Annotated in this window: 19 protein-coding genes, 1 pseudogene and 1 riboswitch; of the genes and pseudogenes, 8 read left to right on the top strand and 12 right to left on the bottom strand. The window is 62.3% G+C overall.

Features of this window, described 5'->3' with window-relative positions:
• The first annotated feature begins 104 nt into the window (after window positions 1–104).
• The 3 genes from argG to PCO31010_RS09425 all read left to right on the top strand — a co-directional run bounded on the left by argG (window position 105) and on the right by PCO31010_RS09425 (window position 4406).
• Window positions 105–1439 (top strand): argininosuccinate synthase, encoded by a 1335-nt coding sequence (gene argG / locus PCO31010_RS09435; protein WP_150575224.1) that lies wholly within the window; start codon window positions 105–107, stop codon window positions 1437–1439.
• A gap of 242 nt (window positions 1440–1681) precedes the next feature.
• Window positions 1682–3094: an HdeD family acid-resistance protein gene (locus PCO31010_RS09430; protein WP_150664010.1), complete on the top strand. Its 1413-nt coding sequence runs from the start codon at window positions 1682–1684 to the stop codon at window positions 3092–3094.
• Window positions 3095–3233: 139 nt separating this feature from the next.
• On the top strand, window positions 3234–4406 hold the full coding sequence (locus PCO31010_RS09425) for an alpha/beta fold hydrolase (RefSeq protein ID WP_150664009.1): 1173 nt from the start codon (window positions 3234–3236) through the stop codon (window positions 4404–4406).
• Window positions 4407–4659: 253 nt separating this feature from the next.
• Here the strand turns inward: PCO31010_RS09425 and PCO31010_RS27190 are convergent, their stop codons facing one another.
• From PCO31010_RS27190 to PCO31010_RS09400, 5 genes are all read right to left on the bottom strand, one after another.
• Window positions 4660–4830, bottom strand: coding sequence for a DUF6726 family protein (locus PCO31010_RS27190; protein ID WP_306592201.1), 171 nt, complete (start codon window positions 4828–4830; stop codon window positions 4660–4662).
• 289 nt (window positions 4831–5119) lie between these two features.
• Window positions 5120–5401 carry a DUF1653 domain-containing protein gene (locus tag PCO31010_RS09415; RefSeq protein ID WP_150664007.1) on the bottom strand — a complete coding sequence of 94 codons (282 nt, stop codon included), beginning with the start codon at window positions 5399–5401 and terminating at the stop codon, window positions 5120–5122.
• Window positions 5402–5517: 116 nt separating this feature from the next.
• Window positions 5518–6300 carry a bestrophin-like domain gene (locus PCO31010_RS09410; protein ID WP_150664006.1) on the bottom strand — a complete coding sequence of 261 codons (783 nt, stop codon included), beginning with the start codon at window positions 6298–6300 and terminating at the stop codon, window positions 5518–5520.
• Between the two features lie 207 nt (window positions 6301–6507).
• Window positions 6508–7005: a GNAT family N-acetyltransferase gene (locus tag PCO31010_RS09405; protein ID WP_150664005.1), complete on the bottom strand. Its 498-nt coding sequence runs from the start codon at window positions 7003–7005 to the stop codon at window positions 6508–6510.
• Complete coding sequence (locus PCO31010_RS09400; RefSeq protein WP_150664004.1) at window positions 6992–9076, bottom strand: ATP-dependent helicase; 2085 nt, start codon at window positions 9074–9076, stop codon at window positions 6992–6994. The genes PCO31010_RS09405 and PCO31010_RS09400 overlap by 14 nt, the downstream gene beginning before the upstream one ends.
• Before the next feature lie 176 nt (window positions 9077–9252).
• Here PCO31010_RS09400 and PCO31010_RS09395 point away from each other — a divergent pair, with 176 nt between their 5' ends.
• Window positions 9253–10194 carry a DUF72 domain-containing protein gene (locus tag PCO31010_RS09395; protein WP_150664003.1) on the top strand — a complete coding sequence of 314 codons (942 nt, stop codon included), beginning with the start codon at window positions 9253–9255 and terminating at the stop codon, window positions 10192–10194.
• Here PCO31010_RS09395 and PCO31010_RS09390 read toward each other — a convergent pair.
• The gene (locus tag PCO31010_RS09390; protein WP_150664002.1) at window positions 10191–11504 is read right to left on the bottom strand and encodes a voltage-gated chloride channel family protein; all 1314 of its coding nucleotides are present in this window, start codon (window positions 11502–11504) and stop codon (window positions 10191–10193) included. The genes PCO31010_RS09395 and PCO31010_RS09390 overlap by 4 nt on opposite strands.
• 167 nt (window positions 11505–11671) lie before the next feature.
• Window positions 11672–11750: riboswitch (Fluoride riboswitch) on the bottom strand.
• Between the two features lie 154 nt (window positions 11751–11904).
• Between PCO31010_RS09390 and PCO31010_RS09385 the strand changes: the two genes are divergently transcribed.
• Both PCO31010_RS09385 and PCO31010_RS09380 read left to right on the top strand, forming a co-directional pair.
• Window positions 11905–12477, top strand: coding sequence for a restriction endonuclease (locus PCO31010_RS09385; protein WP_150664001.1), 573 nt, complete (start codon window positions 11905–11907; stop codon window positions 12475–12477).
• A 2-nt stretch (window positions 12478–12479) separates the two neighbouring features.
• On the top strand, window positions 12480–13013 hold the full coding sequence (locus tag PCO31010_RS09380; RefSeq protein ID WP_150664000.1) for a hypothetical protein: 534 nt from the start codon (window positions 12480–12482) through the stop codon (window positions 13011–13013).
• A 72-nt stretch (window positions 13014–13085) separates the two neighbouring features.
• Here PCO31010_RS09380 and PCO31010_RS09375 read toward each other — a convergent pair whose 3' ends face one another.
• The 3 genes from PCO31010_RS09375 to PCO31010_RS09365 all read right to left on the bottom strand — a co-directional run bounded on the left by PCO31010_RS09375 (window position 13086) and on the right by PCO31010_RS09365 (window position 16291).
• The gene (locus PCO31010_RS09375) at window positions 13086–14555 is read right to left on the bottom strand and encodes a catalase (protein WP_150663999.1); all 1470 of its coding nucleotides are present in this window, start codon (window positions 14553–14555) and stop codon (window positions 13086–13088) included.
• 192 nt (window positions 14556–14747) lie between these two features.
• A complete protein-coding gene (locus PCO31010_RS09370) occupies window positions 14748–15494 on the bottom strand; it encodes an SDR family oxidoreductase (RefSeq protein WP_150663998.1) in 747 nt (248 codons plus the stop codon).
• A gap of 20 nt (window positions 15495–15514) precedes the next feature.
• The gene (locus tag PCO31010_RS09365; protein WP_150663997.1) at window positions 15515–16291 is read right to left on the bottom strand and encodes an SDR family NAD(P)-dependent oxidoreductase; all 777 of its coding nucleotides are present in this window, start codon (window positions 16289–16291) and stop codon (window positions 15515–15517) included.
• A gap of 167 nt (window positions 16292–16458) precedes the next feature.
• On the opposite strand from PCO31010_RS09365, the gene gcvA reads away from it, so the two are divergent.
• Window positions 16459–17487, top strand: coding sequence for a transcriptional regulator GcvA (gcvA, locus tag PCO31010_RS09360; RefSeq protein WP_150663996.1), 1029 nt, complete (start codon window positions 16459–16461; stop codon window positions 17485–17487).
• On the opposite strand, the pseudogene PCO31010_RS09355 reads toward gcvA, so the two are convergent.
• From PCO31010_RS09355 to PCO31010_RS09345, 3 genes and pseudogenes are all read right to left on the bottom strand, one after another.
• Window positions 17411–18568 (bottom strand): annotated as a pseudogene (locus tag PCO31010_RS09355) (cysteine desulfurase family protein); the annotation flags it as partial. The gene gcvA and the pseudogene PCO31010_RS09355 sit on opposite strands and share 77 nt — an antisense overlap.
• A gap of 142 nt (window positions 18569–18710) precedes the next feature.
• Window positions 18711–20219: a sensor histidine kinase gene (locus tag PCO31010_RS09350; protein ID WP_150663994.1), complete on the bottom strand. Its 1509-nt coding sequence runs from the start codon at window positions 20217–20219 to the stop codon at window positions 18711–18713.
• Between the two features lie 21 nt (window positions 20220–20240).
• Window positions 20241–20939 (bottom strand): response regulator, encoded by a 699-nt coding sequence (locus PCO31010_RS09345; RefSeq protein WP_150663993.1) that lies wholly within the window; start codon window positions 20937–20939, stop codon window positions 20241–20243.
• A gap of 159 nt (window positions 20940–21098) precedes the next feature.
• Here PCO31010_RS09345 and PCO31010_RS09340 point away from each other — a divergent pair, with 159 nt between their 5' ends.
• Window positions 21099–22196: an ABC transporter substrate-binding protein gene (locus PCO31010_RS09340; protein WP_150664212.1), complete on the top strand. Its 1098-nt coding sequence runs from the start codon at window positions 21099–21101 to the stop codon at window positions 22194–22196.
• The last annotated feature ends 87 nt before the right edge of the window (window positions 22197–22283 follow it).

The raw sequence follows: 22283 nt of genomic DNA, 5'->3' as shown, positions 1-22283 counted from the left end.
TGGAGAAAACATGATCGGATCGCGCCCAAAAGGCCATCAGACTTGACCATCCATAGCCCGGACGGGGATACTTGACAGGTTAAAAACCCAGCTTTTTCACGCCGATGACCACGATTCTGCAACACATCCCCACGGGACAACGGGTCGGCATCGCCTTTTCGGGCGGTCTCGACACCAGCGCTGCGCTGCTTTGGATGCGCCAAAAGGGCGCGATTCCCTACGCTTACACGGCCAATCTGGGTCAGCCGGACGAACCCGACTACGAAGAAATCCCGCGTCGCGCGATGGGTTACGGTGCCGAGAACGCCCGCCTGGTCGACTGCCGTGCGCAACTCGTGGCCGAAGGCATCGCCGCCCTGCAATCGGGCGCGTTCCACATCTCGACGGCCGGCGTCACATACTTCAACACCACGCCGATCGGCCGCGCCGTCACGGGCACGATGCTCGTGGCTGCCATGAAGGAAGATGGCGTCAATATCTGGGGTGATGGCAGCACGTACAAGGGCAATGACATCGAGCGCTTCTATCGCTACGGTCTCTTGACCAACCCGGGCCTGCAAATCTACAAGCCGTGGCTGGACCAGACGTTCATCGACGAACTCGGCGGCCGCAAGGAAATGTCGGAATTCCTGATCGCCAACGGCTTCGACTACAAGATGTCGGTCGAGAAGGCCTATTCGACGGACTCGAACATGCTTGGCGCGACGCACGAAGCCAAGGATCTGGAACACCTGAACTCGGGTATCAAGATCGTTCAGCCGATCATGGGCGTGCCGTTCTGGCGCGATGATTGCGCGATCAAGGCCGAAGAAGTCACCGTGCGCTTCGAAGAAGGCCAGCCGGTGGCGCTCAACGGCAAGACGTTTGCCAACGCCGTCGAACTGTTCGAAGAAGCCAACCGTATCGGCGGCCGTCACGGCCTGGGCATGAGCGACCAGATCGAGAACCGCATCATCGAAGCCAAGAGCCGCGGCATCTACGAAGCTCCGGGCCTCGCGCTGCTGTTCATCGCTTACGAGCGCCTCGTGACCGGCATCCATAACGAAGACACCATCGAGCAGTACCGCGAGAACGGCCGCCGTCTGGGCCGTCTGCTGTATCAGGGCCGCTGGTTCGACCCGCAAGCGATCATGCTGCGCGAGACGGCTCAACGCTGGGTGGCCCGCGCCGTGACCGGCGAAGTGACCATTGAACTGCGCCGCGGCAACGACTACTCGCTGCTGAACACGACGTCGCCGAACCTGACGTACAAGCCCGAACGCTTGACGATGGAAAAGGGCGACTCGGTCTTCACGCCGCTCGACCGTATCGGTCAGCTCACGATGCGTACGCTCGACATCGTCGACACGCGCGAAAAGCTGATGACGTACGCCAAGGCCGGTCTGCTGACGTCGACCAGCGACGACGCACTGCCGCAGCTCGAAGGCAAGAAGGACTAAGCGGTCATCCGACGCATCGCTCGCGAGAGCGGTGCGCCACGTGTTACCTGCTGCAACAGGCGGCGCGCCCCGAAAGGAGCGCGCCGCTTTTGTTTTTGGCCTGTCACGTTTGACGCGCTAAGATACGGACGAAAATGCGCACAAAAATAGGCCGCATCCCAAATTAATCGAAACCCTCCCCGCAATCGGGGTGCGCGTCGGCCCCGGACACCGGGACGCGCGCATGCGTCGGAGACCCTGCGTTGGTACGTCTGATTCTGTTATTGCTTGGCGTGAATTATTTGCGTCGCCGGGCCCGGGCGCTGATCTGGATCGGCGCGATCTTCTTCGCCTTCGGCATGGCGTTGATCGTCGATGCACTCGACGGCGTCGTGCACTTCCCGCTCAAGGTCTTCGCGTGGCTGCTGCTGCTCGAAGGACTGGCGACGCTTGCCATCGCCACCATCGGGGTGGGGGGTCAGCGTCTCGTACGGGGGCTGAAGGGCGGCACCTTTACCGTTGCAGCACTGCTGGTCCTGCTGTTCGATCAACACAACGGCAACTTCTGGTTATCGATGCTCTTCGGCACGCTGTTCCTCGCCGACGGCCTGCTGCAATGCGTGGCGGCGTACGTGGTGCGCTACCCGCGCTGGGCGTGGGCCATTGCAGGCGGTGCGCTGGAAATCGTCGTCGCGATCTTCTTCTATCAGCCCTACCCGACGCACTACAAGGGCACCCTGCCGTACGCCATCGGACTCGGACTCGTCTTCACCGGGTGGAACGTACTCGTGCTGGCGATGCGGGCGCGTCGCATGCGCGGCGATTTCCGCGTCGAACAGATTCTCGGCAGCCCGGAAGACAAGCGCCGCCTGTGGAGCGAGCGCCCCCGTGCGCCGCGCTGGGACGGCCCACCCACCGACGCCGAGCCAGCGCTCACGGTGCACGTGTGGACGCCCTCGGGGTCGTCCAAAGCACCGGCGCGCCGTCATCCGGTCATCGATCGCTACATCGCGGCTGTCGACAAGAACGGCGTGATCTCGACGGGGCACGCGGCGCTGGAGAGTCACGAAGGCGTGTACGTGAGTCTTTACCCCGCCAAGGAAATCGACCGCTCGCCGGACCAGTTCGGACAGTTGCTGCGCGCGACGCGCGAGAACGACGTGCCCGGCACCTTCCAGCCGAACTACGCCACAGAGTCGAAAGCGTGGTGCCCGTCGACGGTCAAGGTGCGTATCCGCAACTACAGCCCGCAGCAATTGAGCGCTTTCTGGCAGACCTATCAGCAGAACGCCACCTATAACCTCACGCACCGTAACTGCTCAAGCAGTGTGGCCAAGGCGCTCGAAGCCGCGATCGAGGGCCGTGTGGGGCAGTTGCACGACGGCGGCGACGCTGGCTGGTGGACGTTCGTCCGCCTGTGGCTTACGCCCGAATTGTGGGTGGCCGCACAACTGCGCAAGCGTGCGAAGACGATGGCCTGGACACCGGGTCTGGTGCTCGATTACGCGCGTGCAGTGAGCATGCTGGTGGATCCGCGTCCGTTCGGCTGGATCACGATGACCTCGCTGGCGTTGCGTCGCATGCGTCGCTCGCGCCGCGCATGGCGCGAGGCCGAGCAGGCAGCCGCATCGCAAGCGCAGAACGCAACGCACGCATCTCACGCACCACACGGCTGACGTCGGGTCGAGACTTTCCCAGGGGGACGGTGTAACGTCACCCGTATTGGCACACGCAAGAGCAGCAGGCATCCGGGCAACGCGTAAGCGCTGCCCGCCCGAGCTTCAGACGCATTACCCAATACGAGGACAGTTCAACATGCTCAATCGCCTGTGGCGCTATGTCAGTGCCGCCCTGTTCGCCAGTCTGGTCATCGGCCGCGCCGCACACGCGATCACGCCCGACGCCGCGCCCATCACCATTCCGCACGGCGCGATTGTCGAGCGACAACCACTGAAAGCCGACTACGGACTCCCGGAAGCCGGTGAGCAATTCAGTATCCGTTACAGCTCCATCGACGGCGTCGGCGGCATCGAAGCCCGTGAAGACACCGGCGCCGTCTTCCTGCCCAAGGGACCGACACCGCCCGGCGGCTGGCCGGTCGTGGTCTGGGCACATGGCACGGTCGGCATTGCCAGCAAGTGTGCGCCGTCGCTCAACGTGCGCAGTACGCGCGACATTCAGTACCTCGGCACCTGGCTGTCGCTCGGCTTTGCGGTCGTCGCCCCCGACTACGCGGGTCTTGGTTCGCAAGGGCTGCATCACTATCTGAACGCCCGCGCCGAAGCGTATAGCGTGCTGGACAGCCTGCTCGCCGCCCGCAGCGTCTTTCCGTTGCAGAACCGTGTGATCTTCGTCGGGCAATCGCAGGGGGCTCATGCAGCGTTCGCCGCGGCAGGCTTTCAGCCGATTTACGCCCCGGACGTGAAGGTGATCGCCACAGTTCTTACCGGCACGCCGTATTTCAATGCACAGACGTCGGCTGCCACCCTCTTCGCGGGTCAGCCCGATCCGGGCGCGCCGGACCCGAAGATTCCGTACGCGATGTACATCTTCCTGTCGGCCGCCGACCGCGATCCGTCGTTGAATCCCGCGAAGTACTTCTCTCCACAGGCGTTACCGGTGCTCGATGAGGCCCGCACGCTGTGCATCGATACGCTGACCGATCACTCGACGGCCGCCGGTCTGAACGCCGGGAACAGCATGCAGCCGGGTATTCAGAAGCTGCTGGATAGCCAGACACCGTCACTGCGCTATCCGACGCTCAGCATTAAACATCCGGTGTTCATCGGCATGGGAATGGAAGACATCGACGTGCCGGTCATCATGCAAAAGGCATTCGCGCGGGATGTCACCAAGGCGGGCACGAAGACCACGGTGCGCATGTACGACGGACTCGATCACGACGCGACGGTCAACCCGTCACTGCGCGACTCGGTGCCGTTCATCCTGCAACTGATGTCGACGAAAAAGCGTGCATCCGCACAATAACTAGAGGAACGACTCGGAAAGCTACGGGGCGCGACGATAGCTCATCGCTCACGGAAAGCGACGCAAATCATTGTTTTTTATATTATTTGTTTTTCGTTGCGCCTACGCAACATGGAGACACTTACGTAAAAATACATATGGTGCGATGCAACACGTCGTCCTATACTGAACTCGTCTCCTCCATGTCTCCTCCTGATATGGATTAAGCCCGCAACGCGCGGGCTTTCTTTTTTTCTGCGAGCGCTTTCTACGATCAGTCGATGGCTGCCGCGCATGCATCCGTCGGCGTCGCCAGTGCGCCCCCTACCCCCGGAATGATCTTCAGCCCCGCCGACACTACACGGCAGGGTGCCGCCAGCAAACCACATCCCGCCACTGACGTCACGAACGGCAGAATCGCGAATAGCGCCCACCAACGACGCAAATTGCGCGGTGCGGGCTTCGATGCCCGCCGACCGCTAAGGTCCGAGTCGTCCGAACCCGCCGAACGGCGAGGCTCACGCAGAGCGGATGCATCGCTCGTCTCAATCGTACAGGCCGTATGGGCGTAAGGAGTCGCGACGGCCTTTCGGCTCATCGTATGAAGCGTCGTCATGGGGGGCGTCCTGAGAAGGGCTAGGTGCCGGAATTACCAGCGGTTCGGGTGAGTTCTGTCAGTTCGGAGGTCGGGCAATCGCCTTACGGTCGTTGACGGCGCGCAGTGAACAAATACCTCACGCGGGAGGCGTCGTGTGTCCGATGTACGTGAAACGGGCCACCGGGCCACTCTCCGTCATCACCGGTTCATTCCAGATGCGCAGTAGCCGCGTGCTCATCGGCAAGCCTTCACGCGGGTAGAGCCGTGTGTAGACGACCACGGGTTCGTCCGTCTCGTCGGCACGGGCAATGCCGAGCGCGAGATAGCAATTCCCTTTGTAGTGACGATAGACACCGGGGCGAAACGCCTCGATTTCAGGCGTCGATTCCGCCGACGCCGCTGGCACATTCGAAAACATCGTTCTCTTCTCCTGCATTCCTACATACGACTACCGCGCGCCGCCGCGCATGAGACACCCTGCCTAAGCGTCGAGTTCGACGCCTCAGGGCCTCAGGGCCTCAGTGCTTCAGCAACTCAGCGCGGCACCACGATTCCCACCGACTTCGCCAATGGCGCGGGCGAAATACCCGAGGCGCCACGAAACGGTTCATCCAGATTCACGATGAGTGCGACCACCATCCCGATCGCGCCCATGTGAATGGCGATGATGAGATTGCTCTTCCACGACCCCGGATAGCGGCCGTTCATCGCCATCGCCGCGAGCATGAACAACGAGATGACCCACCAGAACACGCCCGGCACCGTCTTCGTCGCGTTTTCAAACCGCCCCTGTCTCGCCTCTTCGAGTCGATCCAGCAACGTACGTATCGAACTCGCGCTGTCTTCGTGCCGCGCAATGACGCGCCGCGTGGCACCGACAAATGCTGTCAGCGCAGATTCGGTGTCCGGTGAGAGATCGGGATCGGCGGTACTCAACGTTTTCCATTCGTCCGTGACGGCAGAGGTCACATACCCGCGCAGCAGCACACGTGCCGACTGCGCGTCGGCGTCGCCCACCGCTTTCAGCTCACGATCGAGGCGTCGCACCACCGACGCTTCGTGCAACGCCTGATCGTCGGCATGGCCGAGGTTGGCCCGCACATCGGTCAGCACATGGGCAAGCACAAAGACGATGAACGCAAGCAGGCTCCCGTGGACCACGTCAGCCACCGTGCCGCGCACCTCCGTCGGGTCTGCGAGACGGTCGAACAGGACGACGCGCGCGAGCCAGGCCACGGCAACGGCAAGCCCCGCCGTGCCGAGCGCCAGGCCGACGAGCAGTAGCCCCGTCGGCAGCAACGTCATCTGATCCACCATCCATCGCCTCCGTGTCTTCCGACATCTACGATGCCGCGACGACAATCCATTTCTTAGGTATTCCGGGCAGCGTGAGCGTAATGCTCCGCCGCCGATGCGGCGACTATACCTGATGCACGGAAGACGGCAACTTTAGAAAATTTCCGCGCCTGACAGCGGAAACGTGACGAAAGATTTCACAACGCCGCGCGACGCAGAAGACTGCGCCTAAAGCGCTTTCGTCAGTAGCACCGTGGTGAAGCCGCTGTCCCACTCCTCGTCGGGATAGGTGGCCACTTCCCGATACCCATTGCGGACATAAAACGCGCGGCTCTGTACGTTGAAGGTGTCCGTCTCGAGTCGTGCGAGCGGATGGCCGAGCGACCGCATTTTCGCTTCCGCATGTGCGAGCAGCAACGCACCGACACCGCGTCGCTGCTGCGAAGGCGTTACGTGCAGGGCATCGATGAAATCGCCGACAACGTGCACCATGCCGAGGACATCGTCATCCGACGCAGTCGAGACAGCCACTACGAATTCAGACCAATGCGCCTGCACATAGGCACGCGTGCGTTCACCGGAGGCGAACGCCACCGCCACCTCCGGACGCAGCATCGGCGCCCACGTCGTGCGATACGTCTGCATGAGAAGCTGCGTCACCGCATCGATATCGGACGCACGCGCTTCGCGCAGCACGATGTCGGGACAACGTTCAGGACCAGGCATTGCGAAGTTTCCTCGCGACGTCGATGTGCACCGTGACGTCGCCGACCGGTCCGCGCGGCACATCGTCCTCGCGCGGCTTGGGGAAAATGTCGTACAGCGGCAGCATCTTGTCGGACACGAAACGGCTGCGCGTGCCATACACATGGCGATCGCCCAGACCGGTTTGCTGATGGACGTAGAAGCGCTGCGGCACAACGAGTTGCAGCGACTCTTTTGCACGCGTCATCGCCACATAGAGCAGGCGTCGCTCTTCCTCGATGTCTTCGTCGTCACCGGTGCTCATGTCGGAGGGAATACAGCCGTCGACCACGTTGAGCACGTACACCGAATGCCACTCCTGCCCCTTGGCACTGTGAATCGTCGACAGGATCAGGTAGTCCTCATCGAGGAGCGGCGGACCGGATTGCGCGCTCGTGGCATCGGGGGGATCGAGCGTCAGCTCGGTGAGGAATTGCTCGCGCGAGCAGTAGGTGTTAGCGATGCGCGCGAGTTGTTCGAGATCGGCCTGACGCACGGCGGCGTCGTCGAAACGTTGGGTGAGCAGCGGTGCGTACCAGCGCAGCGCCAGGTCCACATCTGCCGGCCACGCCAGCCGTGTGTCGTGCAACGTCATGAAGACTTCGACGAACGCTCGCCACTGCGTCGCGGCACCCGACGGGGGCTTGAACTCGGCCAGTACCTGCGCGGGTGTCGCGGACTGCGCCATGGCATCGAGCAAGCGCGTGGCGCTTACAGGCCCGATGCCGGGGATCAACTGCGCAACGCGAAAACCCGACAACCGGCTCGCCGGGTTATGCGCCCATCGCAAGATCGACAGCATGTCCTTCACGTGCGCCGCTTCGAGAAACTTCAACCCACCGAACTTCACGAAGGGAATATTGCGGCGGGTGAGCTCCAGTTCCAGCGCCGCACTGTGACTGCCCGTGCGAAACAGCACCGCCTGTTGCGTGAGTCGCGTGCCGGTCTCACGTTGCGCCAGCACCTGATCGGCGACCCAGCGCGCCTGCCCCGATTCGTCGCTCACATTGACGAGTTGCGGCAACCGGTCCGATGGTCGGTCCGTCCACAACGCCTTCGCGTAACGCTCGTTCGACTCGGCGATCACAGCATTGGACGCATCGAGAATCGGCTGCGTCGACCGGTAGTTCCGCTCCAGCGTCACCACGTGCGCCGGCTCGGCGAACTGGCCCGGGAAATCGAGGATGTTACGGATCGTCGCCGCGCGAAATGCGTAGATCGATTGCGCATCGTCGCCCACGACCGTCAGGCCACGCCCGTCCGGTTTCATCGAGAGAAGAATCTGCGCCTGTAAGCGATTGGTGTCCTGATACTCGTCGACGAGTACATGATCGAAGCGGGCATCGAGCTCGCGCGCCAGTTCCGGTGCGCCCATCGTCTCCGCCCAGTACAGCAGCAGGTCGTCGTAATCGAGCACGTGCTGCGCTTGCTTCGCGTCGACATAACCGCCGAAAAGCTGCTTGAGCTGCGCTTCCCATTGCGCACACCACGGGAAATGCTTCGCAAGCACTTCGGCCAGCGGCGCCTGACTGTTCACCACGCGCGAGTAGATCGACAGACACGTGCCCTTGAGCGGGAAACGTGACTGCGTCGCGGAAAAACCCAGATCGTGCCGCACCAGCCCGAGCAAATCCTCGGCGTCGCTGCGGTCATGGATGGTGAACGCTTCCGACAGCCCGATACGTGGCGCGAAATCGCGCAGCAGCCGTGCGCCGATGGCGTGAAACGTACCCGCCCACGGCAGCGATGGCGGCTGTGTCGACGCCAGCCCCAGCACCTTCTGCAACACGGCCCCCACGCGACGCTCCATTTCGCCAGCGGCACGACGCGAGAAGGTGAGCAGCAGGATGCGATTGGGATCTGCGCCACGCACGATCAGATTCGCGACCCGGTGCGCAAGCGTACTCGTCTTGCCGGACCCCGCCCCGGCAATCACGAGCAACGGGCCGCCGGGCGCGCCATCGTCGCCCACACCGAAGTCGACGGCCTCACGCTGACGGTCGTTGAGTTCGGCCCAAGGATCGCGGGCGGCGGCGGACGGCTGTTCTGACATGCGAGTTGGCGGATGAACGGCAGGAAAACGGGTTAGGTACGCTCAAAGAGTACTGTATATTTATACATTATAACGATGGCTTTTACGCCCATCGAGCTCCTTGCGAAATTCGGACGAATCCTCGCTGACACCCGCGTTGACCACCCACCACACTCATCACCCCGCCTACGGCCCTTATGACAATCCGCACCGGCACGTCGTCCTGGACCGACCCCACGCTCATCGCGTGCGGCCGGTTCTACCCGCCGGGCGTCGATACACCGGCCGCGCGCCTGCGCCACTACGCGTCGACGTTCGATCTGGTCGAGGTCGACAGCAGCTATTACCGGCTGCCCGCCGCCGACGTTGCCTGGCGATGGACGCAGCGCACGCCCTCCGCCTTTCGCTTTCACATCAAAGCGTTTCGCGCCTTTACCGGGCACAGCACGCCTGTCGCCGCGTTGCCGTCCGATATCGCGCGAGCGTTACCGTCACATGAAGCGCAGCACCACCGTGCATCGCCGGAAAGCGCACAAATTGCCGCTACCGACATACCTGCCGAGTTGCGCGACGAGTTGTGGCGACGCTATCTCGAGGCCATCGAGCCGTTGCGTCAAAGCGGGCAACTGACAGCCATCCACTTCCAGTTCTCGCCAAGGGTGCAGAACGACCGCGCCGGACGCGCCCTCGTTTTCGAGACCGCGCGACGGCTGGACGGGGAGCGCCACGCCATCGAATTTCGTCACCGGAGCTGGTTCGATACGCCATCGCGCGAGGCAGCCACGCTCGCCATGCTGCGCGAGACGGGCGCGGCGCACACCATCGTCGACAGCCCCTGCGGATTCGACAACACCGTGCCCGCCGTATGGGCCACGACACGCGACGACCTGTGCGTCGTGCGTCTGCACGGGCGCAATGCTGCCGCGTGGAACCGGCGAGGCATCACGGCGTCGTCGGGCCGCTTCGTCTACGAGTACAGCGCGAGTGAACTGATCGACATCTCGGCGCGCGTCGAACGGATCGCCGCGCTCGCCGACGACACTCATGTGCTCTTCAACACCAATCACGAAGATCAGGGGATGAAAAACGCGTCTGCGTTTGAACGTGCCCTCGCCGAGCTGGCTCGCCTGCGTGCTTAAGGGCGATGCGCATTGTCCGACGATGACGGATTCGCCCTGAGCGCCTTGCGCCACGCCGGGAGATCCGCGAGTCGCGTGCCTTCGGGCACTGCACCATGTTTGCTGTGGCCCACACGCTGTGCACGATAGATGCCCGTGTGTCCGGAACACAGATACGCAAGCACGCACGCGATAGCTGCGTAGCCTCCGATCTGCGGACCGAAAATCTCGATCGCCATCAACGTCGACGCAATGGGCGTATTCGCCGCCCCTGCGAATACCGCGACGAAGCCGATGCCCGCGAGCACTGCCGCTGGCAGCATCAGCACATGGGACAACGCATTGCCCATCGTCGCGCCGATATAGAACAGCGGCGTCACCTCGCCGCCTTTGAATCCAGTTCCGAGCGTGATCACCGTGAAGATCGTCTTGCCGAGGAAGTCGTACCACGGCAGCGACGTATGGAAGGCGTCGACGATGGTCGGAATACCAAGGCCGAGATACTGGGGCGTCCCGAGCATCGTGGCCGCTGCTGCCACCAGCACACCGCCCGCGAGGGGACGCAGTGGCGCGTACGCGATACGCCGCTTCATGAAGGCGGACGTGGCGTGCGTCGCCTGTGCGAACGCCATGCCGACCAGTCCGCAAAGCACGCCTGCCGCCGCGGCACTGAAGGCACCGGCGAGCGTGATCGACGGCGCGAATGCCGTCGGCGTAATCGTGTAGACGGTGTGGTGCACGCCCCACGCGCGGGTCACCGCGTCGCCCACGAGGGCGGCCACGAGGCACGGCAGCAAGGCGTCGTAACGCAATCGGCCGATGGCAAGCACTTCGAGACCGAATATCGCACCCGCGAGCGGCGTACCGAACACCGACGCGAACCCTGCGGCGATCCCCGACATCAGCAACACACGGCGCTGCTCGCCTGACAAGCGGAAGACGTGCGTCAACTGATCGGCGAGCGCGCCGCCCATTTGCACGGCTGTACCTTCGCGTCCCGCTGAGCCACCGAAGAGGTGCGTCACAACCGTGCCGAAAAGCACGAGGGGTGCCATGCGCAACGGCACGACTCGCCGGGGATCGTGAATCTCGTCGATCAGCAGGTTGTTGCCCGCTTCGACGCTCGCGCCCAGCCGCAGATAAAGCCAGCCGACCGCGAATCCGGCGAGCGGCAGCAGCCATAGCAGCCAGGGGTGGACGAGGCGCGTATTCGTCGCAAGATCCAGCACGACGAGGAAGAACGCCGATGCACTGCCCGCCATCACGCCGACGAGTGCTGCGAGCGCGCTCGCATGGGCAGCGCGCGGCAATACGCCTAACAGATCGCGCATGGAGGACCACAAAGGAGAATCGCGGAACATCTTCACAGGTTCAAACAAGGACGAACAATGCCGTCGACACATGGCCTGAACGTGAAGGGGAACGGTCTGGGGAATGCGACTTCAGGGGAACGAGAAAAACGCTCGTTTGCATAGCCCGCAACCTCCCGGCACGCCAGGATCTTGCAGGCATCATCAGCCCCGTTGCAGGGCGGTTTGCGAAACGAACGCCGGAGGAATGCCATCTCCGTGCAGCAGTCACGATGCTATCAGGAACCGCGCGCACTCACAATAAGTGACATTTTTTGGGACCAAATGCCGAACCCGATCGGCGGATTCCGATAAATCGGCCAATCGCCGCTTTTCCCCGGCTCACGCCCCTAGAATCGGCCTCAGATTCACGGAGGACAGCATGGTGGCGGACAGGGAATATGTGGAACGGGTGAGGGATTACGGGTGGGAGGATGTCGGTGATTTGTGGCGGGACGTCCGGCAGTGTTCAACGCCCGGATGGGATCCGGGGAAAGCGCTTGAGTATTTGGTGATCAAGGGATTCGAGTTGAGTGGGGCGAAGGTCAGATGGCCGTACAGGGTCGACCTTTTTGGAACAAAGAACGTCGAGCAGATCGACGGGGTCGTGTACGTGGCCAACATCGCCGCGATGATCGAATGCAAAGACTATTCGACGCCTGCAAGTCGGGCGAGCCGGAAGTTGGCATACGGTCCCATTGCGAAATTGCAGGGACAACTCGCGCGGCGTCCTTCTGCGCTGATCGGCTGTCTGTTCACCACGGGAGAATTCAGTCGATCAACGCTTGCGTTAGTCAACTTCACCAAGCCATCAACCATTTTGTGCTGGACCGGTCGCGACATCGACCATTGCGTTCGTCGGAAAGACTTCTCTGACGCGCTAAAAAGCAAGCTTCGTGCGTGTATGGAAGACGCTACGCACTACCACATCTCACCAAATCACAGCGGAGCGTGAACATGTTGAAGCGAAATATCGTTTGCCCGTCATCGGACGACGCGAAGCTCCTCAAAGCCTGGCTACCGCAACACATTGTGGACTCGTCACTCTTCTATCTGAGCACGAGTCAGACGCTCGCCGACTGCCATGCCGCGCCGATCCTACGGGAGAACGAACTACAACTTCTGCTGATTCGCAACGCCTATACCTATCATGAGGAGCTGATCCTAGACATGGAAGGCGATTCAGAGGAGATGCTGTCTCTGTATTCGTCAGAGCGACGATTCGAAGTGGAGGTCGTAGCGCCTGCGCTTGAATGGATGCTTTTCGAGACACCGGAACTCTTCGAATCAATCTTTCGCGACAAGGCTACGTCCCGGCTCCAGTTGATTGGTTCCTATGAGCCTGATCGCGCGATAAGGGAAGCCGGGTCAACCGTCGACGACATCATTGCTCGCGTCGATGAAAAGACTCGCGAATTGCTCCGCGCGACGCCCACGGCACAGCGAATCCTTAAACGAATTGAACGGCTCGACGAGAAACTCTTCACATAAAACAACGGCGAGGACGATGCTTTGCATTGTCCTCACCGTCATCGACATCGATACAGCGTTACCAAGTACGCATCACTTCTTCCCAGCCTTCACCGCCTTCTCGATGCGCGCGCCGACATCAGCGTCGACCTGCTTCCAGTAGTCGAACGCGCGCTCCAGCACCGGACTGCGAACACCGCCGAGCAGGGCACCGGAGACGGTTTCAACGAGACGCGTACGGGCCGCCTCGTCGAACACGTTACGCACGAGGTCGCCCGGCTGCGAGAAGTCGTCATCGTCCTTGTGCAGCGTGTAGGCACTGCGGACCATGGCGCCGTCGGATTCCCATCCGTCTTCGGCCGCACCGGTCTGATCGGCATACGGACGCCCACCGCTGTTGGGCACATACACCGGGGCGTTACCGCTATGTTCGTAAGCCATGTGACCGTCGAACATGTACGTCTGCACCGGCACCTTCGGGCGATTCACCGGCAGTTGGTGGAAGTTGGTGCCGATGCGATTGCGTTGCGCGTCGTTATAGGCGAACGCACGACCGAGCAGCATCTTGTCTGGCGACAGACCGATGCCCGGCACGGTGTTGCCTGGCGAGAACGCCGCTTGCTCGATTTGCGCGAAGAAGTTCTCCGGATTGCGGTTGAGCGTCATCTTGCCCACCTTGATCAGCGGATAGTCCTTGTGCGACCACGTCTTCGTCAGATCGAACGGATTGAAGCGGTACTGCTTCGCGTCCGCGTACGGCATGACCTGCACCGACAGGATCCAGCTCGGGTTTTCGCCACGCGCAATGGCGTCGAATAGATCGCGACGGTGGAAGTCGGCGTCCTGACCGGACATGGTCGCAGCTTCTGCATTGGAGAAGAACTCCATGCCCTGCTGTGTGTGGAAGTGGTACTTGACCCAGAATTTCTCGCCGCTGGCGTTGACCCACATGTAGGTATGCGAACCATATCCGTTCATGTGACGCCAGGTGCGTGGCAAACCACGGTCGCCCATCAGATAGGTCACCTGATGCGCGGACTCCGGATTGTTCGTCCAGAAATCCCACTGCATGTGGTTGTCGCGCAGGCCCGAGTCCGGCAGACGCTTCTGGCTGCGAATGAAGTGCGGGAACTTCATCGGGTCGCGGACAAAGAAGACTGGGGTGTTGTTGCCAACGAGGTCGTAATTGCCTTCGTCGGTATAGAACTTGAGGGAGAAACCGCGCACGTCGCGCCAGGTGTCCGGGCTCCCGGCTTCGCCCGCGACCGTGGAGAAACGCGCGAGCATGTCGACCTTCGCGCCCTTCTTGAACAACGACGCCTTGGTGTAACGGCTCACATCTTCCGTGGTTTCGAAAACACCAAAGGCACCTGCGCCCTTGGCGTGCGGCTGGCGCTCGGGGACCTTCTCCCGGTTGAAATGCGCCATCTGTTCGAGGAAATGAACGTCGTGCAACAGAAGCGGGCCATCCGCTCCGACCGAAAGCGTGTTTCGGTCGCTTGCCGCCGGTGCACCGGCACCGGTCGTCGAGCCGGTGTCCAGACGGTCTTTCTCTTTGCTCATACATACCTCCGACATGAAGGTGGGTGGGGAGAGGGAGAGAATTAGAGTCAGCAATATCGCAAGTCGTTCAAAGCATAATACAAGACGGCGAAATGCACTCCCCGGCACCCAGTGCGTTGAATATTCGTCAACTTGCTATGGATCAAGTAACACTCCCTCGTTTCCCATCTCCCAGACTACCTGTCGCAAGGTCTACAGCGTGGAAAACCCGCCGTCCACCACAATTTCAGCGCCGAGCATGTAGCGCGAATCGTCGCTCGCCAGGAATAGCGCGGCACGGGCGATGTCTTCCGGTGCGCCAAGATGGCCCACGGGAATGCGCGATGCTATCTTCTGCTTCGTCTGCGTGACCTGTTCTGCCGATGCGCCCCCGCGCGCGTGAATCGGGGTGTCCGTCGCACCGGGACTTACGGCGTTCACCCGAATTCTTCGCGACAGCAATTCGCTCGACCATGTCCGCGCCAGCGACCGCACGGCCGCCTTTGACGCCGAAAGCAACGACAAGCCCGGCGTGCCGACCTGATTCAGCCATGAGGTGTTCAGGATCACCGACGCACCGTCGCGCAGCACGGGCGTCACCGCCTGCATCGAAAGGAAGACGCCTTTCACGTTGATGTCCATGAGCGTGTCGTACTGCGCAGGCGTTGTGCCATCGAGCGGTGTCGAGAAAGCGACGCCCGCGTTGGCAAAGAAGACGTCCAGCACACCGAACGTCTGCTTGACGACATCCTGCATTCGCCGCAGGTCATCGACGTTTCGCACATCCGCCTGAATCGTGACGATGCGCTCGCCGAGTTCGGCACGTACGGCGTCGAGTTTGGCGGCAGCGCGTCCCACGATGGCAACGCGTGCGCCCTCTTCCACGAACAGCCGCGCCGTCGCGAGACCGATGCCGCTTGTCGCGCCGGTGATCAGCGCTGTTTTGCCTTCGAGCTTCATTCGCATTCTCCTGACGATGGTTATGCGTGGCGACCGGCCATCACGCCGCCATCCACCGGAAGCACCGTACCGGTGATCCATGAAGCCGCGTCGGAGGCAAGAAACAGAATGGCCTCGGCCACATCGCGCGGCTGACCATTGCGGCCAAGCGGATGAAACGCGTTGAATGCGGGCAGGGTCGCCTTCACTTCGTCGTCGCTCATGAAGGTGTTGTAGACGGGCGTTTCGACAACGCCGGGGGCGACCGTGTTGATGCGGATGTTCAACGGCGCAAGCTCGATCGCGAGATTACGCGTCAGCGCGTGCACGCCCGCGTTCGCGGCCGAGTAGGCGGAGGACGGCGTCGCGCCGATTGCCTGCAATGCCCACAGCGACCCCGTCTGCACGATTGCGCCACCGCCCCGCACCGACATGGCTTTGGCCGCCGCCTGCGCCATGAAGAACTTGCCTTTGAGGATGATGTCGAGGAAACCGTCGTAATCGGCTTCGGTTAGCGAGAGGAACGCCTTCGGACGGAACACGCCAGCGTTATTCACGAGAATGTCTACACCGCCAAAGGCCGACGTCGCCAGATCTACCAGCGCCTGTGCCGTCTCCGGACGCGCGATATCGCCCGCCAGATAGCGCACGTTCTCAGCGCTCGCATCGATCTGCGCGGCGGCCGACTTGAGCTTGGCTTCGTCGCGCCCGCCAATGACGACCTTCGCACCGGCAGCGACGAGTCGTGCCGCCACTTCCTTGCCGATGCCCGAACCGCCACCCGTCACGATGGCAACCTTAGAAGAAAAACTATGCATTTTCTGACTCCCGGGAAACGTTGAGGTGTCGCCGGACGGTTTCGCAATCCACATCTTGTGCAAACAATGCCGTCCTTCGATGACCGCATTGTTCGCCTCGGGCAATGGCTTCACAAATCAGTTATTCTGCGTCGCATCGAAAGAAAATCTTTCTCATAGGGGCTCACATGAAAGCGCCCGTATTCCTGAACGCCTTGCGCGCGTTCGAAGCCAGCGCCCGACACCAGAGCTTTTCCGCGGCTGCGGGCGAACTGAACGTGACGCCGGCGGCCGTCGGCCAGATGGTCCGCAGTCTCGAAGCATGGCTCGGCGTGCCGCTCTTCGAGCGCAGCGCGTCTGGACGCGCGCGACTGGTGCCGACGCAGGCCGCACAGCGCGCGCTGCCCGATCTGCGCGACGGCTTCGACCGTCTGAATCTGGGATTCGCCAAGTTGCGCGAAGGCTCGACCGTCGGCGTGCTGACCGTTGCAGTCAGCCCGGCCTTTGCCGCGAAGTGGCTACTGCCACGCATCGACCGGTTCCAGACCGCGTGGCCCGACACAGACGTGCGGCTCGACACCAACCTCAAGCCGGTGGATTTCGTCGCACAGGGCATCGATATCGGCGTGCGCTACGGACTCGGCCATTGGCCGGGACTGGTGGCAGAGAAGTTGATGGACGAGGCGGTATTTCCGGTCTGCGCGCCGTCGCTATTGCGCGCGCATCCGGCATTGAAAACGCCAGCGGGATTGAAGGGGATGACGCTGATTCACGACTTATCCGTCGACCGAAGCACCGGCTACGTGACGTGGCCGACGTGGCTCGAGCGGGCGGGACTCTCCTCGCTGGAGACGCGCGCCGGGTTGAAGATCAACAACTCGGCGGCCGTATTGCAGGCGGCGGTCGACGGACACGGCATTGCGCTCGCACGCAGCGTGCTTGTGCGCGACGACCTCGCGGCGAATCGTCTGGTACGACTCTACCCCGAGGTCGATTGTTCGTCGCCGCTCGCGTACTACGTGGCGTATCGCGCGGAGTGCGCCACGCTACCGCGTCTCGTGGCGTTTCGCGAGTGGTTGCAGCAAGAAGTCGCCGCGCTGGGCACCGACGGCACCGACCGCAGTGCCCCCAAAGGTATTACGCCGCCAGCGCGCGGCACTGGCAAACCACGCGCTCGAAGCACGCAATCGCAAAATCGACGGACGCCTCGGAGGTAAACCGTCCGAGACTCAGGCGCACGGTGCGGCTCGCCGCTTCGCTGTCCAGCCCGATGGCGCTCAACACGTGCGACGGTTGCCCGGAGGCCGAATTGCACGCCGACGTCGACGACACCGCGAGATTGCCATTGAGCATGAACGTGAAGAAGCCGGGGTGGCGGATCGTCAGGCTGAGCGTATGGGGAATGCGGCGGGCTTTTGCGGCGTTGTGCACCACGCCATCGAGCACGCGCACACCGTCGAGCAAACGACGGCTCAGCGCTTCGATGCGATGGGTGTCGACCGTCATGTTTTGCATCGCCAACTCGCACGCCGTGCCCATGCCAACGATCTGATGTGTCGCCAGCGTGCCCGAGCGCAGGCCGCGCTCATGGCCGCCACCATGCATCTGCGGCGCGATGCGCGACATCGCGTCTTTGCTCACATACAGGGCACCGATGCCCTTCGGGCCATACACCTTGTGTGCCGACATCGACAGCATGTCGATGCCCATGGCCTTCACGTCGATGGGGGTCTTGCCGAGCGCCTGCGCGGCGTCCACGTGCAGCAACGCGCCTGCGGCATGCACAACCTTCGAAATGGCCGCGACGTCGGTCAGCGTCCCCAGTTCGTTGTTCACGAGCATCACCGACACCAGCCCCGTATCCGGACGCAGCGCCGCCGCCACGGTCTCGGCCGTGATCTCGCCGGTCGCCGAGGGCTTCACATAGGTGACGGGCACACCGCGCTTTTCCAGACACGCCATCGTATCGAGAATCGCCTTGTGTTCCAGCACGCTGGTGATGAGATGCGGACGCGCCTGCCCCAACTCGGCATAGCCCTTGAGCGCGAGATTGTTCGATTCGGTCGCGCCGGACGTCCAGACGATCTCGGCCGCATCTGCGCCGATCAGCGACGCGACCTGCGAACGCGAGCGTTCCACGAGACGGCGGGCGCTCACGCCCGCAGAATGCGAACTGGACGCGGGATTACCGAAAACACCGTCGATGCCCAGACAGTCGGCCATCGCCGCGATGACGGAGGCGTCCGCTGGCGTTGTCGCAGCGTAATCGAAGTAGTGAAGTGTTTCGTTCTCGCGCATGATCGGCCCCCGCCAAAAAAGAGTGCATCGATCGTACGCGCGGGAACGGGGAAAAGGCTTGCAGAATTACCCTTCGTTATGCAGTTTCATGGAATATTTTTCCCGCAGAACGGAATAACGAGGAAATTTCATCCATTGGCAGTTAGGTAGCCTCGTTTGCCGGGAATCGGACGGTGACTTCCAGACCGCCCCCCGGGGCTTCTGCAAGCGTCACGACGGCGTGATGTTTGCGTGCGATTTCTTTGACGATGGCGAGCCCGAGACCGGAGCCGTCGGCGGTGGATGGGGTGAGCGCTGCGGACTCGCGACGATAAAAGCGTTCGAACACGGCGTCGCGCTCGTGCGCCGGAATGCCGGGGCCGTTGTCGACGACCTGAAGCGTCGGCCCGTCAAGGTTGTCGTGCGCGCCAGTCGACGCTTGCCCAACGTTTGCAACGTCCGCATCGTCCACACGGCCCGTCTGCCCGCCGCGCCGTGTACGTACTGTGATCATCGCGCCGTTCCCCGCGTAGCGAATGGCGTTGTCGATCAGGTTGCCGCACAACTCGGCCAGCAACTCACGTTGCGCCAGCACCGTCACGGCACCGTCGTTCTCGAAGCCGAGATCGATCCCGCGCGAGCGCGCCACCGGCGACCAGTCGAGTGTGACGCTGCGTGCCGCCTCGTCGAGCCGGGTCGGCACCATCGCCACGGGCGGGCCGTCCTCCGCCTCCAGACGCGACAGCGAGAGCAACTGCCGCACGCTTTTCGCCGCCTGCTTCACCGCCTGATTGAGGCGCTCTACGCGCTCACGCGCCTGTGCGCTCAACGATTCGCGCAGCGTCAGCTCGGACTCTGCCTGGATGATCGCCAGCGGCGTCTTCAACTGATGGGCAGCATCCGCAAAGAAGCGCTGACGCGACGCCTGCATGCGTCCCACCCGTCCCACGTACTGGTTGATGGACTCGACGAGCGGCTTGACCTCGGTCGGCAGATCGACGTTTTCGAGCGGCGTCGTGTCGTCCTCCTCGCGCGCGGCGACCTTGGCCGAGAGCCGGTTGAGCGGACGCAGGCCGCGCGTCACACCGAGCCACACGATCGCGAGCGCCAGCACCACCAGCAGCACCTCTTGCTGAAGTGCGCCGGTCAGAATCTGACGGGCAAGCTCGTGACGCGCCTCGGTCGTCTCGCCGACGACGATCCACACCACACGCGTCTTCGCGTTCGGGACGTCGTGGACCGGCAACTGAAGCGCGCCCATGCGCAACGTCTCACCGCGATACGTCGCGTCGTAGAAGGCCGTGTGATACGGCTCCGGCGTGACGCGTGCGGGCGGCAACGGCAGGTCGTGATAGCCCGTGACGGCACGGCCGTCGTTATCGCCGCCCTGCACGCCGTCGCCGCCTTCACGAATCACGTAGTAGATCTTGCCGCCACGATCCGATTCGAACATCTCCAGCGCGAGATACGGCAGATTGACCTGCACCTCGCCGTCGATCAGTTGCGTGCCTTCGCGAATCGACTTGATCGAGAATTCCAGCGAGCGGTCGAACGCCGAGTTGGCCGCACTCATTGCGCGCTGATAAGTCAGCCAGGTATCGAGCGCAAGCAGTCCCAGCAATGGGAACAGCAGCCAGAGCGCCAGTTGACGGCGAAGGTTCGGTTGCGGCATGAGGTGACGGTACGTCCGATGTCAGTCGACGGAAGGTGCGGGGGGGGCAGGATCGGCCTTCTCTTCCAGCAGATACCCCAGCCCGCGCAACGTGACGATCGCCACGCGGCTGCCTTCGAGTTTCTTGCGCAGACGGTAGACGTAGATCTCGATGGCGTCCGGATTCACGGACTCGTCGATACCGAAGAGCTTCTCCGACAGCGCTTCCTTGTTGATCGCGCGTCCACCGCGCAAGATCAGCACTTCCAGCACGGCGCGCTCACGCTTGGTCAGCGCAAGCAGCTCGCCATCCAGCCGGAAACTGCGCTCCACACCGTCGAACACGAGCGGCCCGCATGTCACGTCCGCGCTTTCGTGATGCTGCGAGCGGCGAATCAACGCACGCGCACGTGCTTCCAGTTCATCAAGCTCGAACGGCTTCGAAAGATAATCGTCGGCCCCAAGATTGAGGCCCTTCACGCGATCTTCGAGCGAGCCGTGTGCGGTGAGGATCAGCACGGGCACCCGATTACGGCGTGCACGCAGTCGGCGCAGGATCTCTAGCCCGTCCAGTCGCGGCAGCCCCAGATCGAGAATCACGAGCGAATACTCCTGCGTACGCAGCACGTGATCGGCCGCCTCGCCGTCGTGCATGCAATCGACGGCGAAGTTCGCCTGCGTCAGCGCTTCGGAGAGCGATTTGGCCAGACTCGGATTGTCTTCGACAAGCAGGATGCGCATGAGACCTAGGGAAATCCATGACCCGAAAATCGGGTCTCGGGCCGGATTCGACACGAAATCGAAAGCGAATTGAAAGTTTCGGCAAATTAACATGCGCCACGCGAAAACGACAAACCCCTTGCAAGGGGTCTTCCGGAGGATGACATGAAGCAAACGACAATGCCCCGCGCCCTGCTCGCGACGACGCTTGGTGCAGCGCTCTTCACGGCAGCGCTCCCGGCCGCCCACGCTCAGGTGCCGCCCGGCTATCCGGCGAACTATCAGGCCACCATCGACGGCGCAAAGAAGGAAGGCAAGCTGATCGTCTATTCGGTGACGGACACCGCGCTGGTGCGCCCGCTCATCAAAGACTTCGAGTCGATGTACGGCATCAAGGTCGAGTACAACGACATGAACAGCACGGAGTTGTACAACCGCTACATCAGCGAGTACGCCGCGAACAGCACCAGCGCCGACGTGCTCTGGAGCTCCGCGATGGACCTCCAGGTCAAGCTCGTGAACGACGGCACGATGGCGAGCTACGAATCGCCCGAAGCCGCCCACATTCCGCAATGGGCGCAGTACCAGAAGCAGGCCTACGGCACGACGTATGAGCCGCTCGCCATCGTCTACAACAAGCGCCTGTTGCCTGCAGGCGAAGTGCCGCAAACGCGCATGGAGCTGATCAAGCTGCTGCAGACGAATGCGGCCAAGTTCAAGGGCAAGGTCACGACCTACGACATCGAAAAGTCGGGTGTGGGCTTCAACTATCTGACGCAGGATGTACGCGTGAACCCGGAAGTGACGTGGGAACTCGTCGGCGCGATGGGCGCGCTCAATCCCAAGCTGCAATCGAGCACGGGCGCGATGATGGAGCGCATCTCGTCGGGTGAAAACCTGATCGGCTACAACATTCTCGGCTCGTATGCGTTCGCCAAGGCGAAGAAGGATCCGTCCATCGGCTATGTCTATCCGCGCGACTACACGCAGGTCGTGAGCCGTCTCGTGACGATCTCGAAGCAGTCGAAGAACCCGAACGCCGCCAAGCTGTGGGTCGACTATCTGCTCTCCAAGCGTGGTCAGACGCTGCTCGCCAACCAGGCCAACCTGTTCTCGATCCGTGCGGACGTCGACGGCGAAACCTCGATGGCGAACCTCACACAGCAGCTTGGTGCAGCGCTCAAGCCGATCCCCATCGGCGCGGGTCTGCTCGTCTATCTGGATCAGTCGAAGCGTCTTGAATTCCTCAAGCGCTGGCAGCAGTCGATCAAGCGTTGATCGGCGCCGACCGAAGTCGCTGCATCCGCCCTCAGTTTTTCTAAGCCCCAGGCCTCAAGTCCGGCGGCCGCGCCCTCACCTCGTCTC

The organism is Pandoraea commovens (genome assembly GCF_902459615.1).
Lineage (GTDB): Bacteria > Pseudomonadota > Gammaproteobacteria > Burkholderiales > Burkholderiaceae > Pandoraea > Pandoraea commovens.
Note: the sequence above shows the minus strand (reverse complement) of the source record. Positions and strands in the feature narration are given on the sequence as shown.

Bases quoted from the DNA above. Each gene is read 5' to 3' on its own strand.
- argG (WP_150575224.1), top strand. From the start codon at position 105: ATGACCACGATTCTGCAACACATCCCCACGGGACAACGGGTCGGCATC.
- PCO31010_RS09425 (WP_150664009.1), top strand. From the start codon at position 3,234: ATGCTCAATCGCCTGTGGCGCTATGTCAGTGCCGCCCTGTTCGCCAGT.
- PCO31010_RS09415 (WP_150664007.1), bottom strand. From the start codon at position 5,401: ATGTTTTCGAATGTGCCAGCGGCGTCGGCGGAATCGACGCCTGAAATC.
- PCO31010_RS09410 (WP_150664006.1), bottom strand. From the start codon at position 6,300: ATGGTGGATCAGATGACGTTGCTGCCGACGGGGCTACTGCTCGTCGGC.
- PCO31010_RS09405 (WP_150664005.1), bottom strand. From the start codon at position 7,005: ATGCCTGGTCCTGAACGTTGTCCCGACATCGTGCTGCGCGAAGCGCGT.
- PCO31010_RS09400 (WP_150664004.1), bottom strand. From the start codon at position 9,076: ATGTCAGAACAGCCGTCCGCCGCCGCCCGCGATCCTTGGGCCGAACTC.
- PCO31010_RS09395 (WP_150664003.1), top strand. From the start codon at position 9,253: ATGACAATCCGCACCGGCACGTCGTCCTGGACCGACCCCACGCTCATC.
- PCO31010_RS09390 (WP_150664002.1), bottom strand. From the start codon at position 11,504: ATGCGCGATCTGTTAGGCGTATTGCCGCGCGCTGCCCATGCGAGCGCG.
- PCO31010_RS09385 (WP_150664001.1), top strand. From the start codon at position 11,905: ATGGTGGCGGACAGGGAATATGTGGAACGGGTGAGGGATTACGGGTGG.
- PCO31010_RS09380 (WP_150664000.1), top strand. From the start codon at position 12,480: ATGTTGAAGCGAAATATCGTTTGCCCGTCATCGGACGACGCGAAGCTC.
- PCO31010_RS09375 (WP_150663999.1), bottom strand. From the start codon at position 14,555: ATGAGCAAAGAGAAAGACCGTCTGGACACCGGCTCGACGACCGGTGCC.
- PCO31010_RS09370 (WP_150663998.1), bottom strand. From the start codon at position 15,494: ATGAAGCTCGAAGGCAAAACAGCGCTGATCACCGGCGCGACAAGCGGC.
- PCO31010_RS09365 (WP_150663997.1), bottom strand. From the start codon at position 16,291: ATGCATAGTTTTTCTTCTAAGGTTGCCATCGTGACGGGTGGCGGTTCG.
- gcvA (WP_150663996.1), top strand. From the start codon at position 16,459: ATGAAAGCGCCCGTATTCCTGAACGCCTTGCGCGCGTTCGAAGCCAGC.
- PCO31010_RS09350 (WP_150663994.1), bottom strand. From the start codon at position 20,219: ATGCCGCAACCGAACCTTCGCCGTCAACTGGCGCTCTGGCTGCTGTTC.
- PCO31010_RS09345 (WP_150663993.1), bottom strand. From the start codon at position 20,939: ATGCGCATCCTGCTTGTCGAAGACAATCCGAGTCTGGCCAAATCGCTC.
- PCO31010_RS09340 (WP_150664212.1), top strand. From the start codon at position 21,099: ATGCCCCGCGCCCTGCTCGCGACGACGCTTGGTGCAGCGCTCTTCACG.